Origin of the sequence: Proteus sp. G2609 (genome assembly GCF_963896135.1) — a bacterium.
Lineage (GTDB): Bacteria > Pseudomonadota > Gammaproteobacteria > Enterobacterales > Enterobacteriaceae > Proteus > Proteus mirabilis.
Genome location: NZ_CAWQNB010000030.1, coordinates 118,281 through 138,883 on the forward strand (window position 1 = coordinate 118,281; position 20,603 = coordinate 138,883).

Consider the following 20,603-nt stretch of genomic DNA (forward strand, 5'->3'; position numbering starts at 1 on the left):
AATAACAATAAAAATTAAACAAATGATTTTATTTGTAGATAACGCTTATTCTCTCTAACAAAATCATACTGATTATTTTACGTTTATTGATAGTTAATACTAAAAAAAGGGAAAGTTTTACTTAAATCCATCAATTTTAAAAATATATTCAATTAAAGAGTAACTGGTATTTATTATTTTTAATTTCAATATAATAATAAAACATTATTTATTATCTATATATATTAAAGCCCTATTATTATATTTGAATTAATACCTTTATCTCGAGGTAAAATGAAAAAAAAAGTTGTTTTATTAACACTATTAAGCTGTTTTTCTACCAGTGGATTAAGCGCAAATGAAACAGGAAATTTAGGCTCAATCAGTGAATCAAGGCGTGCATTGCAAGATAGCCAACGTGAAATTAATCAATTAATAGAACAAAATCGCTATCAGCAACTGCAAGAAAAAGCGGTAAATATTTCACCTACCCCAACTTTAATTACTGAGTCAGAACACTGTTTGCCTATAAAAGGCGTTTATATTCAAGGTATTACTTTACTTACTGAGAAGGATCTCAATTCATTATCTCCATTACCAGATCAATGTATTAAGAGTGCTGATATTAATCGCCTCGTAAAAGAACTCACTCAGCGTTATCTTCAACATGGTTATATTACCGCACGTATCCAATTCTTACGTCCTAACCAACATGGCGAATTAGGTCTGTATGCTATTGAAGGGTTTGTTGAACGTATTGAAGGAGGTGATCGAGGTGTTAACACCACACTACTATTTCCTCGAATCAAAGGGCAACCATTAAAACTCGCTACACTCGATCAAGGCTTAGATCAAGCTAACCGCTTGCAATCAAATAAAGTCACAGTGGATATTCTTCCCGGTACCGAATTGGGGGGCTCTGTCATTAAGTTGTCTAATCAACGAAAATCACCTTGGCATCTCAATATCGCTAGTGACAATTATGGACAGAAAAATTCAGGCCGCTGGTTAATACGAACGAATGCTAGTTTAGATAGCCCATTAGGTTTATCTGATTTTGTAAGCTTAAATGCCAACATAACAACAGATAACCCGAATACCCGTTTTAATCGTGCTTATACTTTGCTCTATTCAATTCCTTATGGTGGTTTTACTTTTAGCTCTTTTGGTAGTTATTCGGAGTACCAATTTCACCAAAAATTACAAACACGTACTGTCAGCTTATATGGCGATACCACTCAAGTAGGTATTAGAGGCGATTATGCTTTTAGCCGTAGCCAAAAACAAATTGATACCTTAAATATTCAAGTCACTCATAAACGTATACGCAACTATTTTAGCCAAATTCGTTTAGATCTCAGTAGCCCTAAATTAACCACGATTGAATTAGGGATTAATCATTTGCAGATTATTCCAAATGGCGTATTGAGCACTAATTTGAGTGTTGAAAAAGCGGTCGGCTGGTTTGGCGCAGAGGAAACACCCTATATCGCTAACGGTAATGGTAACGACTATCGCTTTACAAAAGTTAAGCTATTTGCCAATTGGTATCAACGCTTTTCTCTATGGCATTCTACATTTTTATTCAATAGTACTTTTTTAGGCCAATACAGCCACGACACACTCCCCGGCGTTGAATGGCTAAGTTTAACAGACAAAAACGCTATTCGTGGTTTTGATCAAAGCACACTTTCTGGTGATAACGGTGGCTATTTACGCAATACCCTCTCCTATCCCTATCGACTTAACCACTTTTCTATCACACCTCGTATAGGGGTAGATATCGGTCAAGTAAAACAACATGGTAACTACAAAGGATGGCAAGGTGGTTACGGCCTAAGCTCCGGCTTAAATATTCAATATCAACAAGCACAACTCGACCTTGAAGTTGCAAAAGGCGAGTTACTGTATCACCAAACAAATTCCAATAAAACCAAAGATCCTACTCAACTACTGGTTAAATTTTCATACTTATTTTGATCTACATTCATAGCAACAAATGGAGATAACTCTATGAAATCAAAAAACTTTAAACTTTCACCCTCTGGGCGACTTGCTGCGTCTTTAGCAATAATTTTTGTCTCTCTTAATGCTTATGGCAATGGCATCGTGCCCGATGCAGGCCATCAAGGGCCGGATGTCTCTGCTGTTAATGGTGGTACGCAAGTGATTAATATAGTCACGCCAAATAACGAAGGGATTTCTCATAACCAATACCAAGACTTCAATGTTGGCAAGCCTGGGGCTGTATTTAATAACGCATTAGAAGCGGGACAATCTCAACTTGCGGGTCATTTAAACGCTAACAGCAATTTAAATGGTCAAGCTGCCTCTTTAATTTTGAATGAAGTTGTTAGCCGCAACCCATCATTCTTATTAGGTCAGCAAGAGGTCTTTGGTATCGCTGCTGAATATGTGCTTTCTAACCCAAATGGTATCACATGTGATGGTTGTGGTTTTATAAATACCAGCCGCTCTTCATTAGTTGTTGGTAATCCGCTCTTTGAAAATGGTCAGCTAAAAGGCTATAGCACCCTCAACAACACAAATTTACTATCGCTTGGTAAAAATGGCTTAAATACAACAGGGTTGTTAGACTTAATTGCTCCTCGTATTGATAGTAGAGGGAAAATCACTGCTGCTGAAATTTCAGCCTTTACTGGACAAAACACCTTCTCACAACATTTTGATATTCTCTCTTCACAAAAACCCGTTTCAGCATTAGATAGCTATTTCTTTGGTAGTATGCAATCGGGTCGTATCCGCATTATTAATACGGCTGAAGGTAGTGGAGTTAAATTAGCAGGTAAATTTACCGCAGATAACGACCTAAGTGTTAAAGCCGATAATATTCAAACAGATAGTCAAGTCCGTTATGACAGTTACGATAAAGATGGCAGTGAAAATTACCAAAACTATCGTGGCGGGATCACGGTTAATAATAGTGGCTCTAGTCAAACACTCACTAAAACCGAATTAAAAGGTAAAAACATCACATTAGTAGCAAGTAGCCATAATCAAATCAAAGCCTCTGATTTAATGGGGGATGATATCACTTTACAAGGTGCTGACTTAACTATCGATGGTAAACAGCTACAGCAAAAAGAGACCGATATTGATAATCGCTGGTTCTACTCGTGGAAATACGATGTGACTAAAGAGAAAGAACAAATACAGCAAATTGGTAGCCAAATTGATGCTAAAAATAATGCAACATTAACCGCAACTAAAGGAGATGTTACCTTAGACGCGGCTAAAATTAATGCGGGGAATAACCTTGCAATTAATGCCAATAAAGATATCCATATCAATGGATTAGTTGAGAAAGAAAGTCGTAGTGAAAATGGCAATAAACGTAATCATACTTCTCGCTTAGAAAGTGGTAGTTGGAGTAACAGCCACCAAACTGAGACGTTGAAAGCCAGTGAATTAACGGCAGGTAAAGATCTTGGTTTAGATGCTCAAGGCTCAATAACGGCGCAAGGTGCTAAACTGCATGCGAATGAAAATGTGCTGGTCAATGCCAAAGATAACATTAATTTAAACGTCCAAAAAACCAATAATGATAAAACAGTCACCGATAATCATGTTATGTGGGGAGGTATTGGTGGTGGTCAGAATAAAAATAATAATAATCAACAACAAGTTAGTCATGCAACACAATTAACCGCTGATGGTCAATTGCTCCTTGCTGCAGATAACAATGTCAACATTACCGGTAGCCAAGTAAAAGGCAACCAAGGTGCTTTTGTTAAAACCACACAAGGTGATGTCGTCATTGATAATGCGCTGAGTGAAACCATCAGTAAAATCGATGAACGCACAGGAACCGCGTTTAATATCACTAAAAGTTCACATAAAAATGAAACTAATAAACAAACATCTACAGGTAGTGAACTCATTTCCGATGCACAATTGACCGTTGTCAGTGGCAATGATGTTAATGTCATTGGTAGTTTGATCAAAAGCGCTGATAAATTAGGTATTCATTCTTTAGGTGATATCAACGTTAAATCAGCACAACAAGTCACTAAGATTGATGATGAAAAAACATCATTAGCCATTACTGGGCACGCCAAAGAAGTTGAAGACAAGCAATATAGTGCGGGCTTTCATATCACTCATACCACCAATAAAAATACTAGTACTGAAACAGAGCAAGCTAACTCAACCATTAGTGGCGCCAATGTTGATCTGCAAGCGAATAAAGATGTGACTTTTGCGGGATCTGATCTAAAGACTACCGCAGGGAATGCCTCTATTACGGGTGATAATGTTGCCTTTGTTAGCACGGAAAATAAAAAACAAACGGACAACACAGATACCACTATTTCAGGAGGTTTTAGCTACACAGGAGGTGTAGATAAAGTCGGTTCTAAAGCCGATTTTCAATATGACAAACAACATACACAAACAGAGGTAACAAAAAATAGAGGCAGCCAAACAGAGGTTGCAGGTGATTTGACTATTACCGCGAACAAAGATTTGCTTCACGAAGGGGCTTCTCACCATGTTGAGGGGCGTTATCAAGAGTCTGGTGAAAATATTCAGCATCTTGCCGTCAATGATAGTGAAACATCTAAAACTGACAGCTTAAATGTTGGTATCGATGTTGGCGTTAATCTTGATTATAGCGGTGTAACTAAGCCAGTTAAGAAAGCAATCGAAGATGGTGTTAACACAACCAAACCGGGTAACAATACCGATTTAACTAAAAAAGTTACAGCAAGAGATGCAATTGCTAATTTAGCTAATCTTAGCAATTTAGAGACCCCCAATGTCGGTGTTGAAGTGGGTATTAAAGGTGGTGGTAGTCAGCAATCACAAACTGATAGCCAAGCCGTTTCAACCTCTATCAATGCAGGAAAAATCAACATTGATAGTAATAATAAGTTACATGATCAAGGTACTCACTATCAATCAACCCAAGAGGGTATTTCTCTCACAGCAAACACCCACACAAGTGAGGTCGCGCAAGATAAACATCAAACGACATTCCATGAAACAAAAGGCGGTGGACAAGTTGGTGTCAGTACCAAAACGGGCAGTGATATTACCGTTGCTATTAAAGGTGAAGGCCAAACAACTGATAACGCCTTAATGGAAACAAAGGCTAAAGGTAGCCAATTTACCTCAAATGGCGATATTTCGATTAATGTAGGTGAAGATGCCCATTATGAAGGTGCTCAATTTGATGCACAAAAGGGCAAAACAGTTATCAATGCGGGGGGTGATCTCACTCTTGCACAGGCGACTGATACTCATAGCGAAAGTCAATCTAATGTTAATGGTAGTGCAAATCTGAAAGTGGGCACCACGCCAGAGAGTAAAGACTATGGTGGAGGTTTCAATGCAGGGACCACTCATCACAGCAAAGAGCAGACTACCGCAAAAGTGGGCGCTATCACTGGCTCTCAAGGTATTGAATTAAACGCTGGGCATAACCTGACTTTACAAGGTACTCATTTAAGTAGCGAACAAGATATTGCATTAAATGCAACTAATAAAGTCGACCTACAATCAGCGAGCTCTGAACGTACTGAAAAAGGCAATAATTTATCTGGAGGAGTACAAGCAGGCTTTGGTAAAAAAATGACCGATGATGCTTCATCTGTGAATGGTTTAGGCAGTGCCCAATTTGCTATTGGTAAACAAGATGAGAAAAGCGTATCTCGAGAAGGAGGAACGATTAATAACTCAGGAAACTTAACGATTAATGGCAGTAGCGTCCATCTTCAAGGAGCACAAGTTAATAGTAAAGATACTCAGCTAACATCACAATCCGGTGATATCGAGATCACATCCGCACAGTCTACTGATTATAAAAACAATTGGGGAACAGATATTGGCTTTAATGGCAAAAAAACCAATACCACCCCAAAAGAAGTTACAGAGGAGAAACCTGCGACCTCTATTCATAACATAGGGGGTAAATTACTGGTTAATGTGGAAGATCAACAAAAAACGAGCCACCAAAATGCAACCTTAGAAACAGGTACATTAACGATTAATAGTAATAAAGATCTGACACTATCTGGTGCTAATGTGACTGCTGATAGCGTTACGGGTAATGTCGGTGGTTCACTCAATATTGCTAGCCAAAAAGAGAGTGATCGCCATGTCACTGTTGGCGTCAATGTTGGCTATAACCACACCAACGATCCTAAATCAAGCCAAGTGAATAAAACGGCTAAAGCCGGAGGGTCATTATTAGAGAAAACCATCAAAGATACGATTGATTCAGGAATTAAATCATCAACCGATGCTATCTCTGATAAATACAATTCCCTCTCTTCAACTCTTGCAGATAAAACAGGTATCAGTGATGAAACTAAAGCCAAAATTGATCAAGGTTTTGGTAAAGTTGGTAATGGTATTAAGAATATCGTAACAGGTGCTGAGGGTCATACTGCTAATGCAGATATCAAAGTCACTCATGTAGATAATGATGCTGTCACTAAAACCACCTCCTTAACTAGCAACAACGACCTATCATTAAATGTGAATGGCTCGACAAAACTCACCGGAGCAGAAATTGTGAGTCAACAAGGCCAAGTTGATTTAGGGGGAAGTAGCGTTAAATTAGAAAATATTGAAGGTCATCATTATGAAGCCGGCGCTGATCTTGATCTGAAATCCTCTGTGGTGGATTTAGCAAAACAACTGGTAGGTGGAGATATTTCTTTTAAATCCCCCGTTAAAACGAATGAAACCGTCAATACAAAAGCATCTATTTCTGAAAAGAAATAATACAAAATAAGACCAGCATAGTCTGTTAGTCACACGGCTACGCTTTATAGAAAAACCCCCAATAATTGGTTATCCAGCTATTGGGGGTTACTTTACTTGTACTCGCTATATTCGATAATTAAATTCTATTGTGTGATGACAATTAACCTAATTTACCGTGACAATGCTTATATTTTTTACCTGAACCACAAGGGCAAGGTTCGTTACGACCCACTTTTTTGCCTGATGCCACTTGACCATCAACGGCAGACATTTGTGATTCTTTTGTCACTTCATGGCTAAGTTGTTGCTGTTTAGCTAAACGCTCCGCCTCTTCACGACGACGACGCTCTAACTCTTCAACTTCTTCAGGTAAACGAACTTGTACTTTACTTAATGTGCTGATCACTTCATATTTCAGTGATTCCAACATATTAGCGAACATAGCAAAAGATTCACGTTTGTACTCTTGTTTTGGATCTTTTTGTGCATAACCACGTAAATGGATACCTTGACGCAGATAATCCATCGCCGCTAAGTGCTCTTTCCACAGTGAATCCAGTGTTTGTAACATGACACCTTTTTCAAAGTTACGCATCATTTCAGCACTGACAATCTCTTCTTTTGCTTTATAGACTTCGATTGATTTTTCTAAAATACGTTCGCGCAGTGTTTCTTCGTGTAGTTCAGGCTCTTTATCTAACCACTCTTTGATAGGTAAATTTAAATCAAAGTCATTTTGCAGACAGGCCGTTAAACCTTCAATATCCCACATCTCTTCTAGTGATTGAGGTGGAATATAGTTATCAATCATCGAAGTAAACACATCTTGGCGAATACTGTCGATAGTTTCACTGACATCAGCAACATCTAACAACTCATTACGTTGAGTATAAATAGCTCGACGCTGATCATTGGCTACATCATCATACTCAAGTAATTGTTTACGAATATCGAAGTTACGGTTTTCTACTTTACGTTGTGCATTAGCAATCGCTTTAGTTACCCATGGATGCTCAATAGCTTCTGTTTCGTTCATTCCCAGTTTACGCATCATGCCTGATACTTTATCAGAGGCAAAAATACGCATTAAGGAGTCTTCCATTGACAGATAGAAACGAGAAGAACCCTCATCCCCTTGACGCCCCGCACGACCACGTAACTGGTTATCGATACGACGTGATTCATGGCGTTCAGTACCAATAATATGTAAACCACCAGAAGCTAATACCGCATCATGGCGTTTTTGCCATTGTGCTTTGATCTCTTCAATTTGCTCTTCTGTTGGATTTTCCAGCTTCGCAACTTCAGTTTGCCAACTTCCCCCTAATACGATATCGGTACCACGACCAGCCATATTAGTTGCGATAGTCACCGCTGATGGTAACCCCGCATTAGCAATGATATCTGCTTCCATAGCATGGAATTTGGCATTCAGGACATTATGATGAATATTCGCTTTTGTGAGTGCTTGGGAGATCTCTTCAGATTTTTCAATCGAGATGGTCCCCACCAGTACCGGTTGTCCATTTTTAGTACGTTCACGAATATCTTCAATAATCGCGGCAAATTTACCTTTTTCATTCATATAAACTAAATCAGGTAAATCTTTACGTACCATTGGGCGGTTAGTTGGAATAACGATAGTTTCTAAACGGTAGATAGAGTTAAATTCAAAAGCTTCGGTATCTGCAGTACCGGTCATCCCCGCTAATTTCTCATATAAACGGAAATAGTTCTGGAATGTAATGGACGCTAATGTTTGGTTCTCATTTTGGATCTTCACACCTTCTTTTGCTTCTACCGCTTGGTGTAGACCATCTGACCAACGACGACCTTGCATGGTACGACCGGTATGTTCGTCAACAATGATAACTTCGCCATCTTTAACAATGTAATCAACATCTTTTGTAAATAATGCATGGGCACGTAAGGCTGCCGTTACATGGTGCATAAGCATGATGTTAGCAGGTGAGTAAAGTGACTCGCCCTCTTTCATCATACCTGCTTCGGCTAATAACCCTTCAATTTTAACTAAGCCACGCTCAGTAATATTCACTTGACGCGTTTTTTCGTCGACAGAGTAATCCCCTTCCCCTTGGAAGGTATCTGAATCTTCTTTTTCTTGAGGCACTAAATGAGGAATAACTTTATTCATTTTAATATAAAGTTCAGAGCTATCCTCAGCAGGCCCTGAAATAATCAGTGGGGTACGAGCTTCATCAATTAAAATGGAGTCAACCTCATCCACTAATGCATAGTGTAATTTACGTTGGACACGCTCTTCAGGGCTAAACGCCATATTGTCACGCAAATAGTCGAAACCAAATTCGTTATTTGTACCGTAAGTGATATCTGCGTTATAAGCTTCACGTTTTGCTGGTGGTGCCATATTAGGGAGGTTGATACCAACACTTAACCCTAAGAATTCAAATAGTGGGCGGTTATTTTCCGCATCCCGTTGCGCCAAATAGTCATTGACGGTAACAACATGCACCCCTTTACCTGATAGCGCATTTAAATAAGCAGGCAGTGTTGCAGTTAAGGTTTTACCTTCCCCTGTACGCATCTCTGCAATACAGCGATCATTTAATACCATACCGCCAATAAGCTGTACGTCAAAGTGACGCATACCAAAAACACGTTTACTCGCTTCACGTACAGTGGCAAAAGCTTCAGGTAAAATATCCTCTTCTTTTTCACCTTTTTTTAAACGCTCACGAAACTCATCTGTTTTGGCTTTCAATTCATCGTCGGTTAATTTTTCAAATTCTGGCTCTAGTTGATTGATTTGAGCAACCACTTTACGCATACGACGAATAGCGCGTTCATTACGACTACCAAAAATTTTGGTTACAATTTTACCTAACATAACTCTTTATTCTCATTTATGGCGTAAATACGCCGAATACAGCCTCTATGTTTATCGACGATAAATCATAGAGATAAGCATAATCTAACAAAGATTAACAAACTCAATTAGGCTGTTAGGTAAGGTCCAGCACGGATACCGCGGATCTGAGCAAGCCATAATCCGGTATGATAGGAAATACGATTTTCCGTTAATACGCCACGGGAAATCGGTAAATTAACCAGGGTAGAAGATGGCGCTTGAGTCAGTAACGCATAAAGCGTATCAAGCATGACCTCAGCAACATTCGCAACAGGTGATGGCTCATCTTTTGCTTTTACCATCAATTCAGGTGAATGAATGGTAAAAGCAAAAGAGAGCTGCTTAATCACATTTTTAACGGCATGCTGTTGCCAGTAATTAAAGGTGAAGGATGAAGCAGGATTCTGTACACTCTGGCGTAAGAATAAATTATCAAAAGCGATTAATGCTTGGCTTTGACGATTTTGTGAGGAAGGTGTATCCGTTTGTGATGGATTTTCAGCATGGGCAGACACCAGCGAAGGCATACCAATACCTGCTGCTACCATCCCTAATAGCAGATGCGACCAAAAATATCGTCTGCCAAATTGTCGCCAAAAATTTATAATGCTCATTAACCTTCGTTATTTAATTTTATAATTTGTGGAGTCAAAATCTATGCGGGATAGCTACCCACAATCATTGGAAAACATCCTAAAAGAGCTTGAAGGTTCCAATAAAAGCACATTACAGCTTATACAACAGCGTGCAACAATTTTACTCAAATTAAATCGTACCGTCATGGCACTTTTACCAGCACCGTTACAAGGTAAATGCCGTGTCGCCAATTATCGCAATGCTATTTTAATTATTGAAGTCACAAACGCAAGTTGGATGACCCGATTACGTTATGAAATTCCATCATTACTTTCTGCATTAAGAAAGGAAATTTTACCATCGTTATCCTCAATAGACATCAAAATAAATCCTTCTTTAAGCATAAAAGCAGGAAAAAAGAGTGCCACTTCATCATTAAAAGATCCAACACCCGTAAAAAAACGCCATTTAAGTGTAGAGAGTGCACAATCATTGAAATATTTGGCAGAGAAAAGCCCGAAGAAATTAAGAGAAAGATTAGAACGGTTGGCTGCACTTGCCGGAGAGAGTACAAGTACAGCCAAAGATGACGCTAATTAGAGATAATTAACGTGCTTTCCAATTGAGCGATTAAGCAAAAACTGTCGATGGCGCTTTAAATGCCACTGGCATTTTCGCTTCGTCTTCAAAGGTGACGAATTCCCAAGCAGACTCTTTTGCTAAAACAGCTTGAAGCAATTTATTATTTAGTGCATGACCTGATTTAAACGCGGTAAATTCACCGATAATGTTATAGCCACACATAAATAAATCACCGATTGCATCTAACATTTTATGACGAACAAATTCGTCTTCAAAACGTAAACCATCATCGTTGAGGACACGATAGTCATCAACCACGATAGCGCAATCAAAGCTACCGCCTAAACACAATCCTTTCGATTGTAAATATTCAATATCACGCATAAATCCAAATGTACGAGCACGACTTATTTGACTCATAAAGGATTCAGCAGAGAAATCTAATTTATAACGCTGAGTACTTGCATCGATAGCAGGATGGTTAAAATCGATAGTAAAATCTAATTTAAAACCATTATAAGGACGCATTTCCGCCCATTTATCGCCATCTTCAACACGTACTGTTTCCTTGATACGGATGAATTTTTTCGCAGTGCGAAGCTCTTCAATACCTGCATCAAGCAATAAGAAAACAAAAGGTGCTGCACTGCCATCCATAATAGGAATTTCAGGTGCATCCACTTCAATTACGATATTATCAATGCCTAAACCAGCCAGTGCTGCATTTAAATGCTCAACGGTTGATATACGCACATCATCTTCATTCACTAAGCAAGTACATAACATAGTGTCACGAACTGATTTTGCGTCTGCTGGAAAATCCACCGGTGGATTTAAGTCAGTACGACGGTAGATGACCCCAGTATTAGCTGGCGCCGGACGCATTGTAAGCGTAACTTTTTTACCCGTGTGGAGCCCCACACCAGTTGCTTGTACAATTCGTTTTAATGTCCGTTGTTTGATCATCATTTTATCTCGCAATATTATCCGTCCTACCAATTATTATACTTATAATTGGCAGGACAGTTTAGCACAAAAAGCGGAGATGCCAATCTTTTTGACGATTAATCAGCCTGTTTTCTTAAGAAAGCAGGGATATCTAAATAATCTGGCTCTTTGTTAGCTTGAGTAGATTGTTCATTAACCGCTTTAGTTGCAGGCTTGCTCTCTTCTACTGTAGAGAAAGAGGACATGCTATTTTGCATTTGCTGATAACGATTTTCCATAGCGTTTTGTTGATTTTGCTTATTAGTTACCAGCGTAATTTCTGGACGTTTATCCATGCCGATACCTGTAGCAACCACAGTAACACGCAGTTCATCGTTCATTTCAGGGTCAAGAGAAGTACCAATCACCACTGTAGCGTTATCTGATGCAAATGCACGAATGGTGTTACCGACGGTTTCAAACTCATCAAGACGTAAGTCAAAGCCTGCTGTAATATTAACTAACACACCACGTGCGCCAGACAGGTCGATATCTTCCAGTAATGGACTTGAAATCGCCATTTCAGCGGCTTCTTCAGCACGATCTTCGCCTTTAGCTGCACCAGATCCCATCATGGCATAACCCATCTCTGACATCACCGTTCTCACGTCAGCAAAGTCGACGTTCATCAAACCTGGGCGAGTGATCAGTTCTGCGATACCTTGAACAGCACCTTTTAATACATCATTTGCCGCACCAAATGCGTCAAGTAACGAAATACCACGGCCGAGTACTTTTAGTAGCTTGTCATTTGGAATAGTGATTAATGAATCAACATGCTTAGATAACTCAGTAATTCCCTGCTCAGCAAATGCCATACGCTTTTTGCCTTCAAAATTAAAAGGCTTAGTCACAACAGCAACCGTTAAAATACCTAACTCTTTCGCAACTTCGGCAACGACTGGCGCAGCACCGGTACCAGTACCACCGCCCATACCCGCAGCGATAAACACCATATCCGCACCTTCTAGTGCAGCGCGTAACGCTTCACGATCTTCTTCGGCAGCATTACGGCCTACCTCAGGGTTTGCACCTGCACCTAAGCCTTTCGTAATGGCATTACCGATTTGGATAGTTTGTCCAACTGCTGTTTTACGTAATGCTTGAGCATCAGTATTGACCGCGAAGAAATCAACGCCTTCAATACGTTCACGAACCATGTGCTCAACCGCATTACCGCCGCCGCCACCAACGCCGATGACTTTGATCACCGCATCGTTGGTTAATTCCATAGGTTCAAACATAATTTCTCTCCGTTTTGTGCCTTTTAGGGTCGCTTGCTCAAACGACCTCTTTTTAAATTTGTCTGATGATTAAAACTCTCTTTTTAACCAGCCAGTGAGTTTTTTTAGCCAACCACTAACTGCAGAGCGTTTTTCGGTTTCAGTTTCCTCACCAAAGTGAGATTCTTTACCGTAATGCAAAAGCCCGACTGCCGTAGAATAGAAGGGATCCTGCGCATAATCTGTTAGCCCGGTAATATTTAACGGTTTACCGATCCGTACTTGCGTGTGGAAAACACGTTGAGCACATTCAACAAGTCCATCTATCTGTGCAGCACCACCTGTTAAAACAATACCTGCCGCTAAATGGTGCTTTATTCCTTGCTGACGTAATTGTTCCTGAACACTCAAAATCTCTTCATTAACAAGATTTAGAAGCTCGGTATAACGCGGTTCAATCACCTCAGCAAGTGTTTGCCGTTGTAGACTTCTTGGTGGTCTACCTCCGACACTTGGAACTTCGACATTTTCATCTTTGCCAACTAAAGAGCCTAATGCACAGCCATGACGCACTTTTATTGCTTCAGCGTCATTTGGTGGTGTACCAAAAGCGTAAGCAATATCGCTAGTCACAACGTTGCCTGCATAAGGAATGACACGAGTATGTCTTAATGCACCACCGGTATATATGGCGATATCCATGGTTCCGCCACCCATATCAACGACACAAACACCTAATTCGCGCTCATCTTCTGTTAGCACAGCAAAACTTGAAGCCAGTCCTGCAAAAATCAGTTGATCCACTTTTAAACCACAGCGCTCAACTGCTTTTACTATATTCTTCGCCATATCGTTATGGCAGGTAATCAGATGTACTTTAGCCTGCATACGTACACCGGATAACCCTACAGGGTTTTTGATCCCTTCTTGGTAATCAATGGCGTACTCTTGCGGTATTACGTGTAAAACACGGTGTTCATCTTTTATTTTGACGGATTTCGCAGTATGCACCACGCTATCAACATCATCTTGTGTTACTTCTTCTTCTGAAATTGGCACCATACCAATTTCATTTTGGCAGCTAATATGTTTGCCTGATAATGCCAAATATACTGACGATATTTGGCAATCTGCCATCAATTCAGCCTGATCTACAGCCCGTTGTACACATTTTACGACGGATTCGAGATCGTTCACGCCACCTTTGTCCATACCCCGAGATGGGCAACTTCCCACCCCGATAATATTCACTACGCCATCAGGCAGGATCTCACCGACAAGGGTGGCTACTTTGGCCGTACCAATCTCAAGACCAACTACTAATTTTCTGTCCGTCGCTTTGATCATTATTGTTCTGCCTTCGCCTTCATCGTGTCATCTGCCACGTCTTGTTTATTCATTCACATCAAGTAATAAAGGAGCCCATCCAACTGCACCACCACTGTCATAACGTAAATCGACATAATCAACCCGTTTGTCAGTTTGTTGTTGCAAGATAGGATACAGCTCAATAAAGCGAGCAATCCGTTTTTCGGTATCCTTACGCCCTAACTCCAATCGGACATCATTGTCTAAGACTAATTGCCATCCTTGACGAGCTGACATTGATGCTGCTTTTAATTTCAGATTACTGGCAAGAAGCTGATCTCTCATTGCTAAATAACCTGCTAATACCATTTTCTCACTTCCTTGCGGCCCATATAATAGTGGGTAATTTCCTTGTGTTTCCAATCGCGTTGGCAGACTGAAAATTCGGCCTTCTCTATCAAGAAAATGTGTGTCATTCCAACGGGTAAATGGCACATACTCCACCAGATGGATTTTTAATTCGTCTGGCCATTGTTTACGTACGGTCACTTGCCTGATCCATGGCATACGTTCAATTTGTTGCTGAATGATATTGACATCCTGTGTCATAAAAGTGCCTGGTTGGCCTAAAGATAAAATGGCCTGACGCACATCATCATTCGTTGTGTAATGCCGCTCACCAGTAAGTACAAGCTTTGATATCGGCAGACGATTAGCATCTTTCATCCAATTCACAACTTGTATTCCGCCCCAAATAATGGTGGCAATCACACATAAGAAGAAGATTAATCCTGATAAATAGCTACCATTACTCGGTCTATCAGAATGACGTTTCTCTTTTATCTCTTTATTATTTAGCGCTGCTTGTGACATAGTAAATTCATTCACCCCTGCGCAACATTCAAATAAGAGAATCGGCTATTCTTTTGTACGATATTCCTACGATTAATACTTCCACTAGATATATATACTCTATAAATACCTTTAGCTTTGATAATTAAATCACTAAATTGTTCAATCTGTTGAGAATTATTTACCTTAAAAGTCAAAATAGCGAGTTTTTCTTTAAATTTCGCTACTTTTAACTGATAATTTTTTCCCACATCTCTTTGAGCAAGCGAATTACCGATCGTATTTTTCGCAAATAAGATCTCTTTTTGACTAAAATCTCCCACCATTACAGTCATTTTCTTAACTATTTCACCATAAATGATGTTCACTTGCTCAAACATCCGTCTTAATCCTCGCTTAAAGATGGTTGTAATTTTGTTTCTGCTAAGCGACGCGCTATTTTACCAATATTTCCAGCACCTTGAACTAAAACAAGATCATTATCTGTTAATACACCCGCTAATATTGAGGAGATGTTCTCAACATCAGAAACCCAAATCGGATCTAGTTTGCCACGTTGACGAATAGTACGACACAGTGAACGACTATCTGCACCGGGAATAGGCGCCTCTCCTGCTGCATAAACATCGGTTAATAATAAAATATCAACTTGATTAAGCACCGTTGCAAAATCTTCATATAAATCACGAGTACGTGTATAACGATGTGGTTGAAATAACATCACTAAACGTTTATCAGGCCAACCTGCTCGTGCCGCTTTTATCGTTGCATCAACTTCTGTTGGGTGATGTCCATAATCATCCACCAGCATGACTTCCCCTTCTTGGCCATTCACATGATCAAGACTGAAATTTCCCAAGAAATCGAAACGACGCCCAGTGCCTTGGAAATTAAGTAGTGCGGCTAAAATATGCTCATCAGCAATCCCTTCTTCTGTGGCAACAGCCACGGCTGCGGTTGCATTTAAGGCGTTATGACGTCCCGGCGCATTTAATACCACATCTAAATCAGGCATATCTTCACGAGAAATAGTGAAAAATCCTTGCGCACCTTTTTGTTCGTAATGAGTAATACGTACATCAGCATCTTCACTAAAACCATAGGTAGTAATATAACGCCCTACTTTAGGAATAATTGACCGAATTACATCGTCATCAATACACATCACTGCGCGACCATAAAACGGTAAATTGTGTAAAAAAGTAACAAAAGTCTCTTTTAAATTATCAAAATTACCGTGATAAGTGTCCATATGGTCAGCTTCAATATTCGTTACCACTGCAACCATAGGTTGAAGATGTAAGAAAGAAGCATCACTCTCATCCGCTTCTGCAATTAAATAGCGGCTACAACCTAAACGAGCATGGGTACCGGCTGATTTCACTAAACCGCCATTAACAAAGGTTGGATCTAATCCTGCTTGTGCATAAATATTCGAAATCATCGCCGTTGTTGTTGTTTTACCGTGGGTTCCTGCAATCGCAACCCCGTGACGATAACGCATTAACTCCGCTAACATTTCTGCACGACGTATCACAGGAATACGCGCTTCTCTTGCTGCAATAATTTCCGGATTATCTGCACTAATTGCGGTAGAAACCACCACAACACTAGCATCACGAATATTTTCAGGGCGATGATTAAAATAGATTGTCGCCCCTAATGCAACGAGTTGTTGTGTGACTACATTAGGCGCTAAATCAGAACCACTGATTGCATAACCTTCATTAGCCAACACTTCGGCGATCCCGCCCATGCCGGCACCACCAATGCCAACAAAGTGGATATGCCTAACTTTTCTCATCTCAGGCACAAAAGATCTTAATTTCGCCAGCTGTTGTGTATTCACTATTTACTTCTTCACTCTAAGTTAATGGTTACAAGTTACGTTTATTTTTTAGCCACTTCGATAATTACATTAGCGACTCGCTCAGTAGCATCCGTAATCGCAACACTTTGTGCTTTTTCTGCCATTAGCATTAGCTGATGTCTATCCCAATTTTCTAGGGTGTCAGCTATCGCTTCTGGCGTTAAATCATTCTGTTCAATAATACGCGCCGCACCGGCATTTTCTAATGGCAATGCATTCCAATATTGCTGTCTATCTTTATGTTGAAAAGGAACAAAAATAGCGGGTAACCCCGCAGCGGCAATCTCGCTAACTGTTAATGCACCAGAACGACATACAACAACATCTGCCCATTGATAAGCTTGCGCTATATCATCAATAAATTCAGTAACTTTATACTCAGATTTAACTGAATTTTTAGAAAGTTCATTTTGATAGCGTAATTTGGTATCACTTTCGCTCCCTTTGCCGGCCTGATGCCAAATTGTAACCCGCTCTCCTAATAATCCAGCCACTACGGGCATTGTATGATTTAAGATACGCGCACCTTGGCTACCACCAATAACCAGCACTCGGACAGCACCTTCTCTGCCTTTTAATCTCTCTGCTGGCGCTTCAAGTGCTAAGACATCGTCACGAACGGGATTACCAACAACAGGCGCATTAGCAAACGCACCGGGGAATGCTTGTAACACACGTTTGGCTATTTTTGACAACCAACGATTAGTTAAGCCTGCAATACCATTTTGTTCATGTAAAACAACGGGAATGCCACAGCTCCATGCCGCAACACCGCCAGGCCCAGAAACATAGCCCCCCATGCCTAATACGGCATCAGGCTGATAGCGCTTCATAATCCGGCGGGCTTGAAAAATCGCTTTTATAATACGAATAGGTGCCGCAATTAACGCTTTTACCCCTTTACCTCGCAGACCCGAAATACGGATATACTCGATTTCAATGCCATGTTTAGGCACTAATTGTGCTTCCATTCTATCCGCAGTTCCTAACCAACGAATATCCCAGCCTTGGGATTGCAGATAATGAGCAACTGCTAATCCAGGAAAGACATGCCCCCCTGTTCCGCCGGCCATCACCATTAATCGGCGTTTACGTTCGCTCATTTAGGACTCCTTACAAACGCCTGAGCCTGTGCTAGGCGTGATTCATAATCAATTCGTAACAACATCACGATAGCCGTTGACATAATAATCAAACTCGAACCACCGTAACTAATAAGAGGTAACGTTAACCCTTTTGTTGGCAACATACCGGCTGCCGCACCAACGTTGACTAACGTCTGGAAGGTAAACCAGATCCCAATCGAACAAGCTAAAAAACCTGAAAAACGTTGATCGAGTAACAAAGCACGGCGTCCAATTTGCATCGCACGAAAAGCGATGAAGAATACCATTAAAAGCACTAAAACCACACCGATATAACCAAGTTCTTCTGCTAAAATGGAGAAAATAAAGTCAGTATGAGCTTCAGGTAGATATTCTAACTTTTGTACTGAATTTCCTAACCCTTGACCCAGTAGATCACCGCGTCCAAAAGCCATCAAGGATTGTGTTAACTGATAACCACTACCAAAAGGATCTTCCCAAGGTTCTAAGAAAGAAGTGATACGTCGTACACGGTAAGGCTCAACAATAATTAACATCACAACAGCGGCAATACCTGTACCAATAATGGCGAGGAATTGCCAAATTTTTGCACCGGCTAAAAAAAGCAACGCTAATGTGGTCACAAACAGCACGACCACCGTACCTAAGTCGGGTTGTAATAGCAGTAATACGGCTAATATTAACATCACCCCCATAGGTTTACAGAATCCCCAAAAGTTGTTTCTCACTTCTTCTACTTTTCTCACCAAATAACTAGAGAGATAACAAAACAGTGCCAATTTAGAAAGTTCTGCCGGCTGAATACGTAAAGGCCCAAATGCAATCCAACGTGATGCGCCATTTACTGAGCTACCCACTGCCAATACCACGAGTAATAGCAAGATAGAACCAAACAGCATTAAGCTACTGTAGCGTTGCCATACCGCCATTGGCACTCGCATTGTCACTAATGCAAGGCAAAGGGCAACAATCATATAAATGCCGTCACGTTTAGCAAATAGAAAAGGATCTTCTGCTAAACGTTGTCCAACAGGCATTGACGCCGAGGTTACCATCACAAACCCGACAACCGCTAATCCGAATGTAAACCAGAGCAAAGTGCGATCATAAGGCACGAACGCGCTGTTATCTGTTTGATAACTTCCCACCAGCCACTGTTTTAATCTTCGCATTGCGTATACACTCATCAGCCAAGCTCCTGCGCTAAACGGGCAAACTCATCACCACGTTGTTCGAAACTTTTAAACTGATCTAGACTTGCACAAGCGGGTGAAAGTAGCACCATATCGCCAGTTTGCACTGTTGGTGCAAGTAATCGCATCGCCTCTTCCATAGTCGCGGTTAATTGTGAGACTTGTGGTCGTAAATTTGCCAATGCTTGACCATCTTGTCCGAAGCAATATAAGCGAATATTATCGCCACTGAGATAAGGTAATAGCGCGCTAAAATCAGCAGACTTACCGTCCCCACCTAACAACAGGTGCAAAGTCCCTTCTACTTCAAGCCCTCTTAAAGCTGCTTCTGTGCTACCTACATTAGTCGCTTTAGAATCATTGATCCAACGTACCCCATTATGGGAGTAAACTAATTGGAAACGATGAGCAAGGCCATGATAGGTGTTTAAAACAGCCAGTGATGCTTTACGAGAAATTCCCACCGCATCAGCTAACGCTAATGCGGCTAATGCATTGGTGTAATTGTGTTGACCAGAAAGGAACATCTGTGAAGTGGCAAGAATATTTTCACCATTTACGTTCAAGTAACGATTGGTATTATCAAGTTGATAATCACCTTGTCCGATACCAAAACTCACACAACGTGCATCTTTGCCAGCTAAAGGCAATGTCAGAACATCATCTGCGTTATAGACACAGGTTTTAGCATTATCATAAATACGTAATTTAGCTTCACGGTATTGTTCTAATCCTAACGGATAGCGATTCATATGATCTTCGCTAATATTTAATACCGTGGCAGCCGCCGCTGTTAAGCTATAGGTTGTCTCTAATTGAAAGCTCGATAGCTCTAAGACATATAAGTCATAAGGCTGTGTTAATAACGTTAAAGCAGGTACACCAATATTGCCACCGACACCGACAGGGATCCCGTCAGCTTTAGCCATTTCCCCCACCAACGTCGTTACGGTACTTTTGCCATTAGAGCCTGTTATCGCCACAATAGGTGCTTTTGCCTCACGGCAAAATAGCTCAATATCACCGACAATTTCCACTCCATGATCTCGCGCTTCAACTAACTCAGGCGTTGATAACGCAATACCCGGACTTGAGACAATTAAATCAGCATCATTAAGCCATACTTGATGAAAACTCCCCGTATGATACTCAACATCAGCAGGTAGCTTATCTAAACCCGCGGGATGCTGGCGAGTATCTATCACTTTAGGTGTTACACCTTGGCGGATAAAAAAGTCAACGCAGGATAGACCAGTAATGCCTAGTCCCACGATAACAACTTTTTTCCCCTGATAATTTGCCATG

The 20,603-nt window shown here is 40.5% G+C and carries 14 protein-coding genes; 3 read left to right on the forward strand and 11 right to left on the reverse strand.

The window, feature by feature from the left end; translation table 11 throughout:
• Window positions 1-273: 273 nt before the first annotated feature.
• Both hpmB and hpmA read left to right on the forward strand, forming a co-directional pair.
• The gene (hpmB, locus tag AACV01_RS09590; protein ID WP_017827186.1) at window positions 274-1,959 is read left to right on the forward strand and encodes a hemolysin secretion/activation protein HpmB; all 1,686 of its coding nucleotides are present in this window, start codon (window positions 274-276) and stop codon (window positions 1,957-1,959) included.
• A gap of 33 nt (window positions 1,960-1,992) precedes the next feature.
• Window positions 1,993-6,729 (forward strand): calcium-independent hemolysin HpmA, encoded by a 4,737-nt coding sequence (gene hpmA / locus AACV01_RS09595; RefSeq protein ID WP_161682775.1) that lies wholly within the window; start codon window positions 1,993-1,995, stop codon window positions 6,727-6,729.
• A gap of 142 nt (window positions 6,730-6,871) precedes the next feature.
• Here hpmA and secA read toward each other — a convergent pair whose 3' ends face one another.
• Window positions 6,872-9,580: a preprotein translocase subunit SecA gene (gene secA, locus AACV01_RS09600; protein WP_004244101.1), complete on the reverse strand. Its 2,709-nt coding sequence runs from the start codon at window positions 9,578-9,580 to the stop codon at window positions 6,872-6,874.
• A 107-nt stretch (window positions 9,581-9,687) separates the two neighbouring features.
• Window positions 9,688-10,215: a secA translation cis-regulator SecM gene (secM, locus tag AACV01_RS09605; protein WP_004244104.1), complete on the reverse strand. Its 528-nt coding sequence runs from the start codon at window positions 10,213-10,215 to the stop codon at window positions 9,688-9,690.
• 43 nt (window positions 10,216-10,258) lie between these two features.
• On the opposite strand from secM, the gene AACV01_RS09610 reads away from it, so the two are divergent.
• Window positions 10,259-10,777: a DUF721 domain-containing protein gene (locus tag AACV01_RS09610; protein ID WP_046334661.1), complete on the forward strand. Its 519-nt coding sequence runs from the start codon at window positions 10,259-10,261 to the stop codon at window positions 10,775-10,777.
• Between the two features lie 30 nt (window positions 10,778-10,807).
• On the opposite strand, the gene lpxC is transcribed toward AACV01_RS09610, so the two are convergent.
• The 9 genes from lpxC to murD all read right to left on the reverse strand — a co-directional run bounded on the left by lpxC (window position 10,808) and on the right by murD (window position 20,602).
• Window positions 10,808-11,725 (reverse strand): UDP-3-O-acyl-N-acetylglucosamine deacetylase, encoded by a 918-nt coding sequence (gene lpxC, locus AACV01_RS09615; RefSeq protein WP_012368233.1) that lies wholly within the window; start codon window positions 11,723-11,725, stop codon window positions 10,808-10,810.
• A 98-nt stretch (window positions 11,726-11,823) separates the two neighbouring features.
• The gene (gene ftsZ, locus AACV01_RS09620; RefSeq protein ID WP_161682777.1) at window positions 11,824-12,990 is read right to left on the reverse strand and encodes a cell division protein FtsZ; all 1,167 of its coding nucleotides are present in this window, start codon (window positions 12,988-12,990) and stop codon (window positions 11,824-11,826) included.
• 69 nt (window positions 12,991-13,059) lie between these two features.
• Window positions 13,060-14,316 (reverse strand): cell division protein FtsA, encoded by a 1,257-nt coding sequence (ftsA, locus tag AACV01_RS09625; RefSeq protein ID WP_161682779.1) that lies wholly within the window; start codon window positions 14,314-14,316, stop codon window positions 13,060-13,062.
• A 45-nt stretch (window positions 14,317-14,361) separates the two neighbouring features.
• Window positions 14,362-15,150 carry a cell division protein FtsQ gene (ftsQ, locus tag AACV01_RS09630; RefSeq protein ID WP_012368234.1) on the reverse strand — a complete coding sequence of 263 codons (789 nt, stop codon included), beginning with the start codon at window positions 15,148-15,150 and terminating at the stop codon, window positions 14,362-14,364.
• Between the two features lie 11 nt (window positions 15,151-15,161).
• Window positions 15,162-15,509: a hypothetical protein gene (locus AACV01_RS09635; protein WP_020946021.1), complete on the reverse strand. Its 348-nt coding sequence runs from the start codon at window positions 15,507-15,509 to the stop codon at window positions 15,162-15,164.
• 5 nt (window positions 15,510-15,514) lie between these two features.
• Window positions 15,515-16,978 carry a UDP-N-acetylmuramate--L-alanine ligase gene (gene murC, locus AACV01_RS09640; protein ID WP_020946022.1) on the reverse strand — a complete coding sequence of 488 codons (1,464 nt, stop codon included), beginning with the start codon at window positions 16,976-16,978 and terminating at the stop codon, window positions 15,515-15,517.
• Between the two features lie 41 nt (window positions 16,979-17,019).
• Window positions 17,020-18,102: an undecaprenyldiphospho-muramoylpentapeptide beta-N-acetylglucosaminyltransferase gene (gene murG / locus AACV01_RS09645; protein WP_004244116.1), complete on the reverse strand. Its 1,083-nt coding sequence runs from the start codon at window positions 18,100-18,102 to the stop codon at window positions 17,020-17,022.
• Window positions 18,099-19,292, reverse strand: coding sequence for a cell division protein FtsW (gene ftsW / locus AACV01_RS09650; protein ID WP_004244117.1), 1,194 nt, complete (start codon window positions 19,290-19,292; stop codon window positions 18,099-18,101). Before ftsW ends, murG begins: the two co-directional genes overlap by 4 nt.
• Window positions 19,292-20,602, reverse strand: a complete 1,311-nt coding sequence (gene murD, locus AACV01_RS09655; RefSeq protein WP_004244118.1) for a UDP-N-acetylmuramoyl-L-alanine--D-glutamate ligase — start codon at window positions 20,600-20,602, stop codon at window positions 19,292-19,294. The genes ftsW and murD overlap by 1 nt, the downstream gene beginning before the upstream one ends.
• Window position 20,603 lies beyond the last annotated feature (1 nt).

Bases quoted from the DNA above. Each gene is read 5' to 3' on its own strand.
- hpmB (WP_017827186.1), top strand. From the start codon at position 274: ATGAAAAAAAAAGTTGTTTTATTAACACTATTAAGCTGTTTTTCTACC.
- hpmA (WP_161682775.1), top strand. From the start codon at position 1,993: ATGAAATCAAAAAACTTTAAACTTTCACCCTCTGGGCGACTTGCTGCG.
- secA (WP_004244101.1), bottom strand. From the start codon at position 9,580: ATGTTAGGTAAAATTGTAACCAAAATTTTTGGTAGTCGTAATGAACGC.
- secM (WP_004244104.1), bottom strand. From the start codon at position 10,215: ATGAGCATTATAAATTTTTGGCGACAATTTGGCAGACGATATTTTTGG.
- AACV01_RS09610 (WP_046334661.1), top strand. From the start codon at position 10,259: ATGCGGGATAGCTACCCACAATCATTGGAAAACATCCTAAAAGAGCTT.
- lpxC (WP_012368233.1), bottom strand. From the start codon at position 11,725: ATGATCAAACAACGGACATTAAAACGAATTGTACAAGCAACTGGTGTG.
- ftsZ (WP_161682777.1), bottom strand. From the start codon at position 12,990: ATGTTTGAACCTATGGAATTAACCAACGATGCGGTGATCAAAGTCATC.
- ftsA (WP_161682779.1), bottom strand. From the start codon at position 14,316: ATGATCAAAGCGACGGACAGAAAATTAGTAGTTGGTCTTGAGATTGGT.
- ftsQ (WP_012368234.1), bottom strand. From the start codon at position 15,150: ATGTCACAAGCAGCGCTAAATAATAAAGAGATAAAAGAGAAACGTCAT.
- AACV01_RS09635 (WP_020946021.1), bottom strand. From the start codon at position 15,509: ATGTTTGAGCAAGTGAACATCATTTATGGTGAAATAGTTAAGAAAATG.
- murG (WP_004244116.1), bottom strand. From the start codon at position 18,102: ATGAGCGAACGTAAACGCCGATTAATGGTGATGGCCGGCGGAACAGGG.
- ftsW (WP_004244117.1), bottom strand. From the start codon at position 19,292: ATGAGTGTATACGCAATGCGAAGATTAAAACAGTGGCTGGTGGGAAGT.
- murD (WP_004244118.1), bottom strand. From the start codon at position 20,602: ATGGCAAATTATCAGGGGAAAAAAGTTGTTATCGTGGGACTAGGCATT.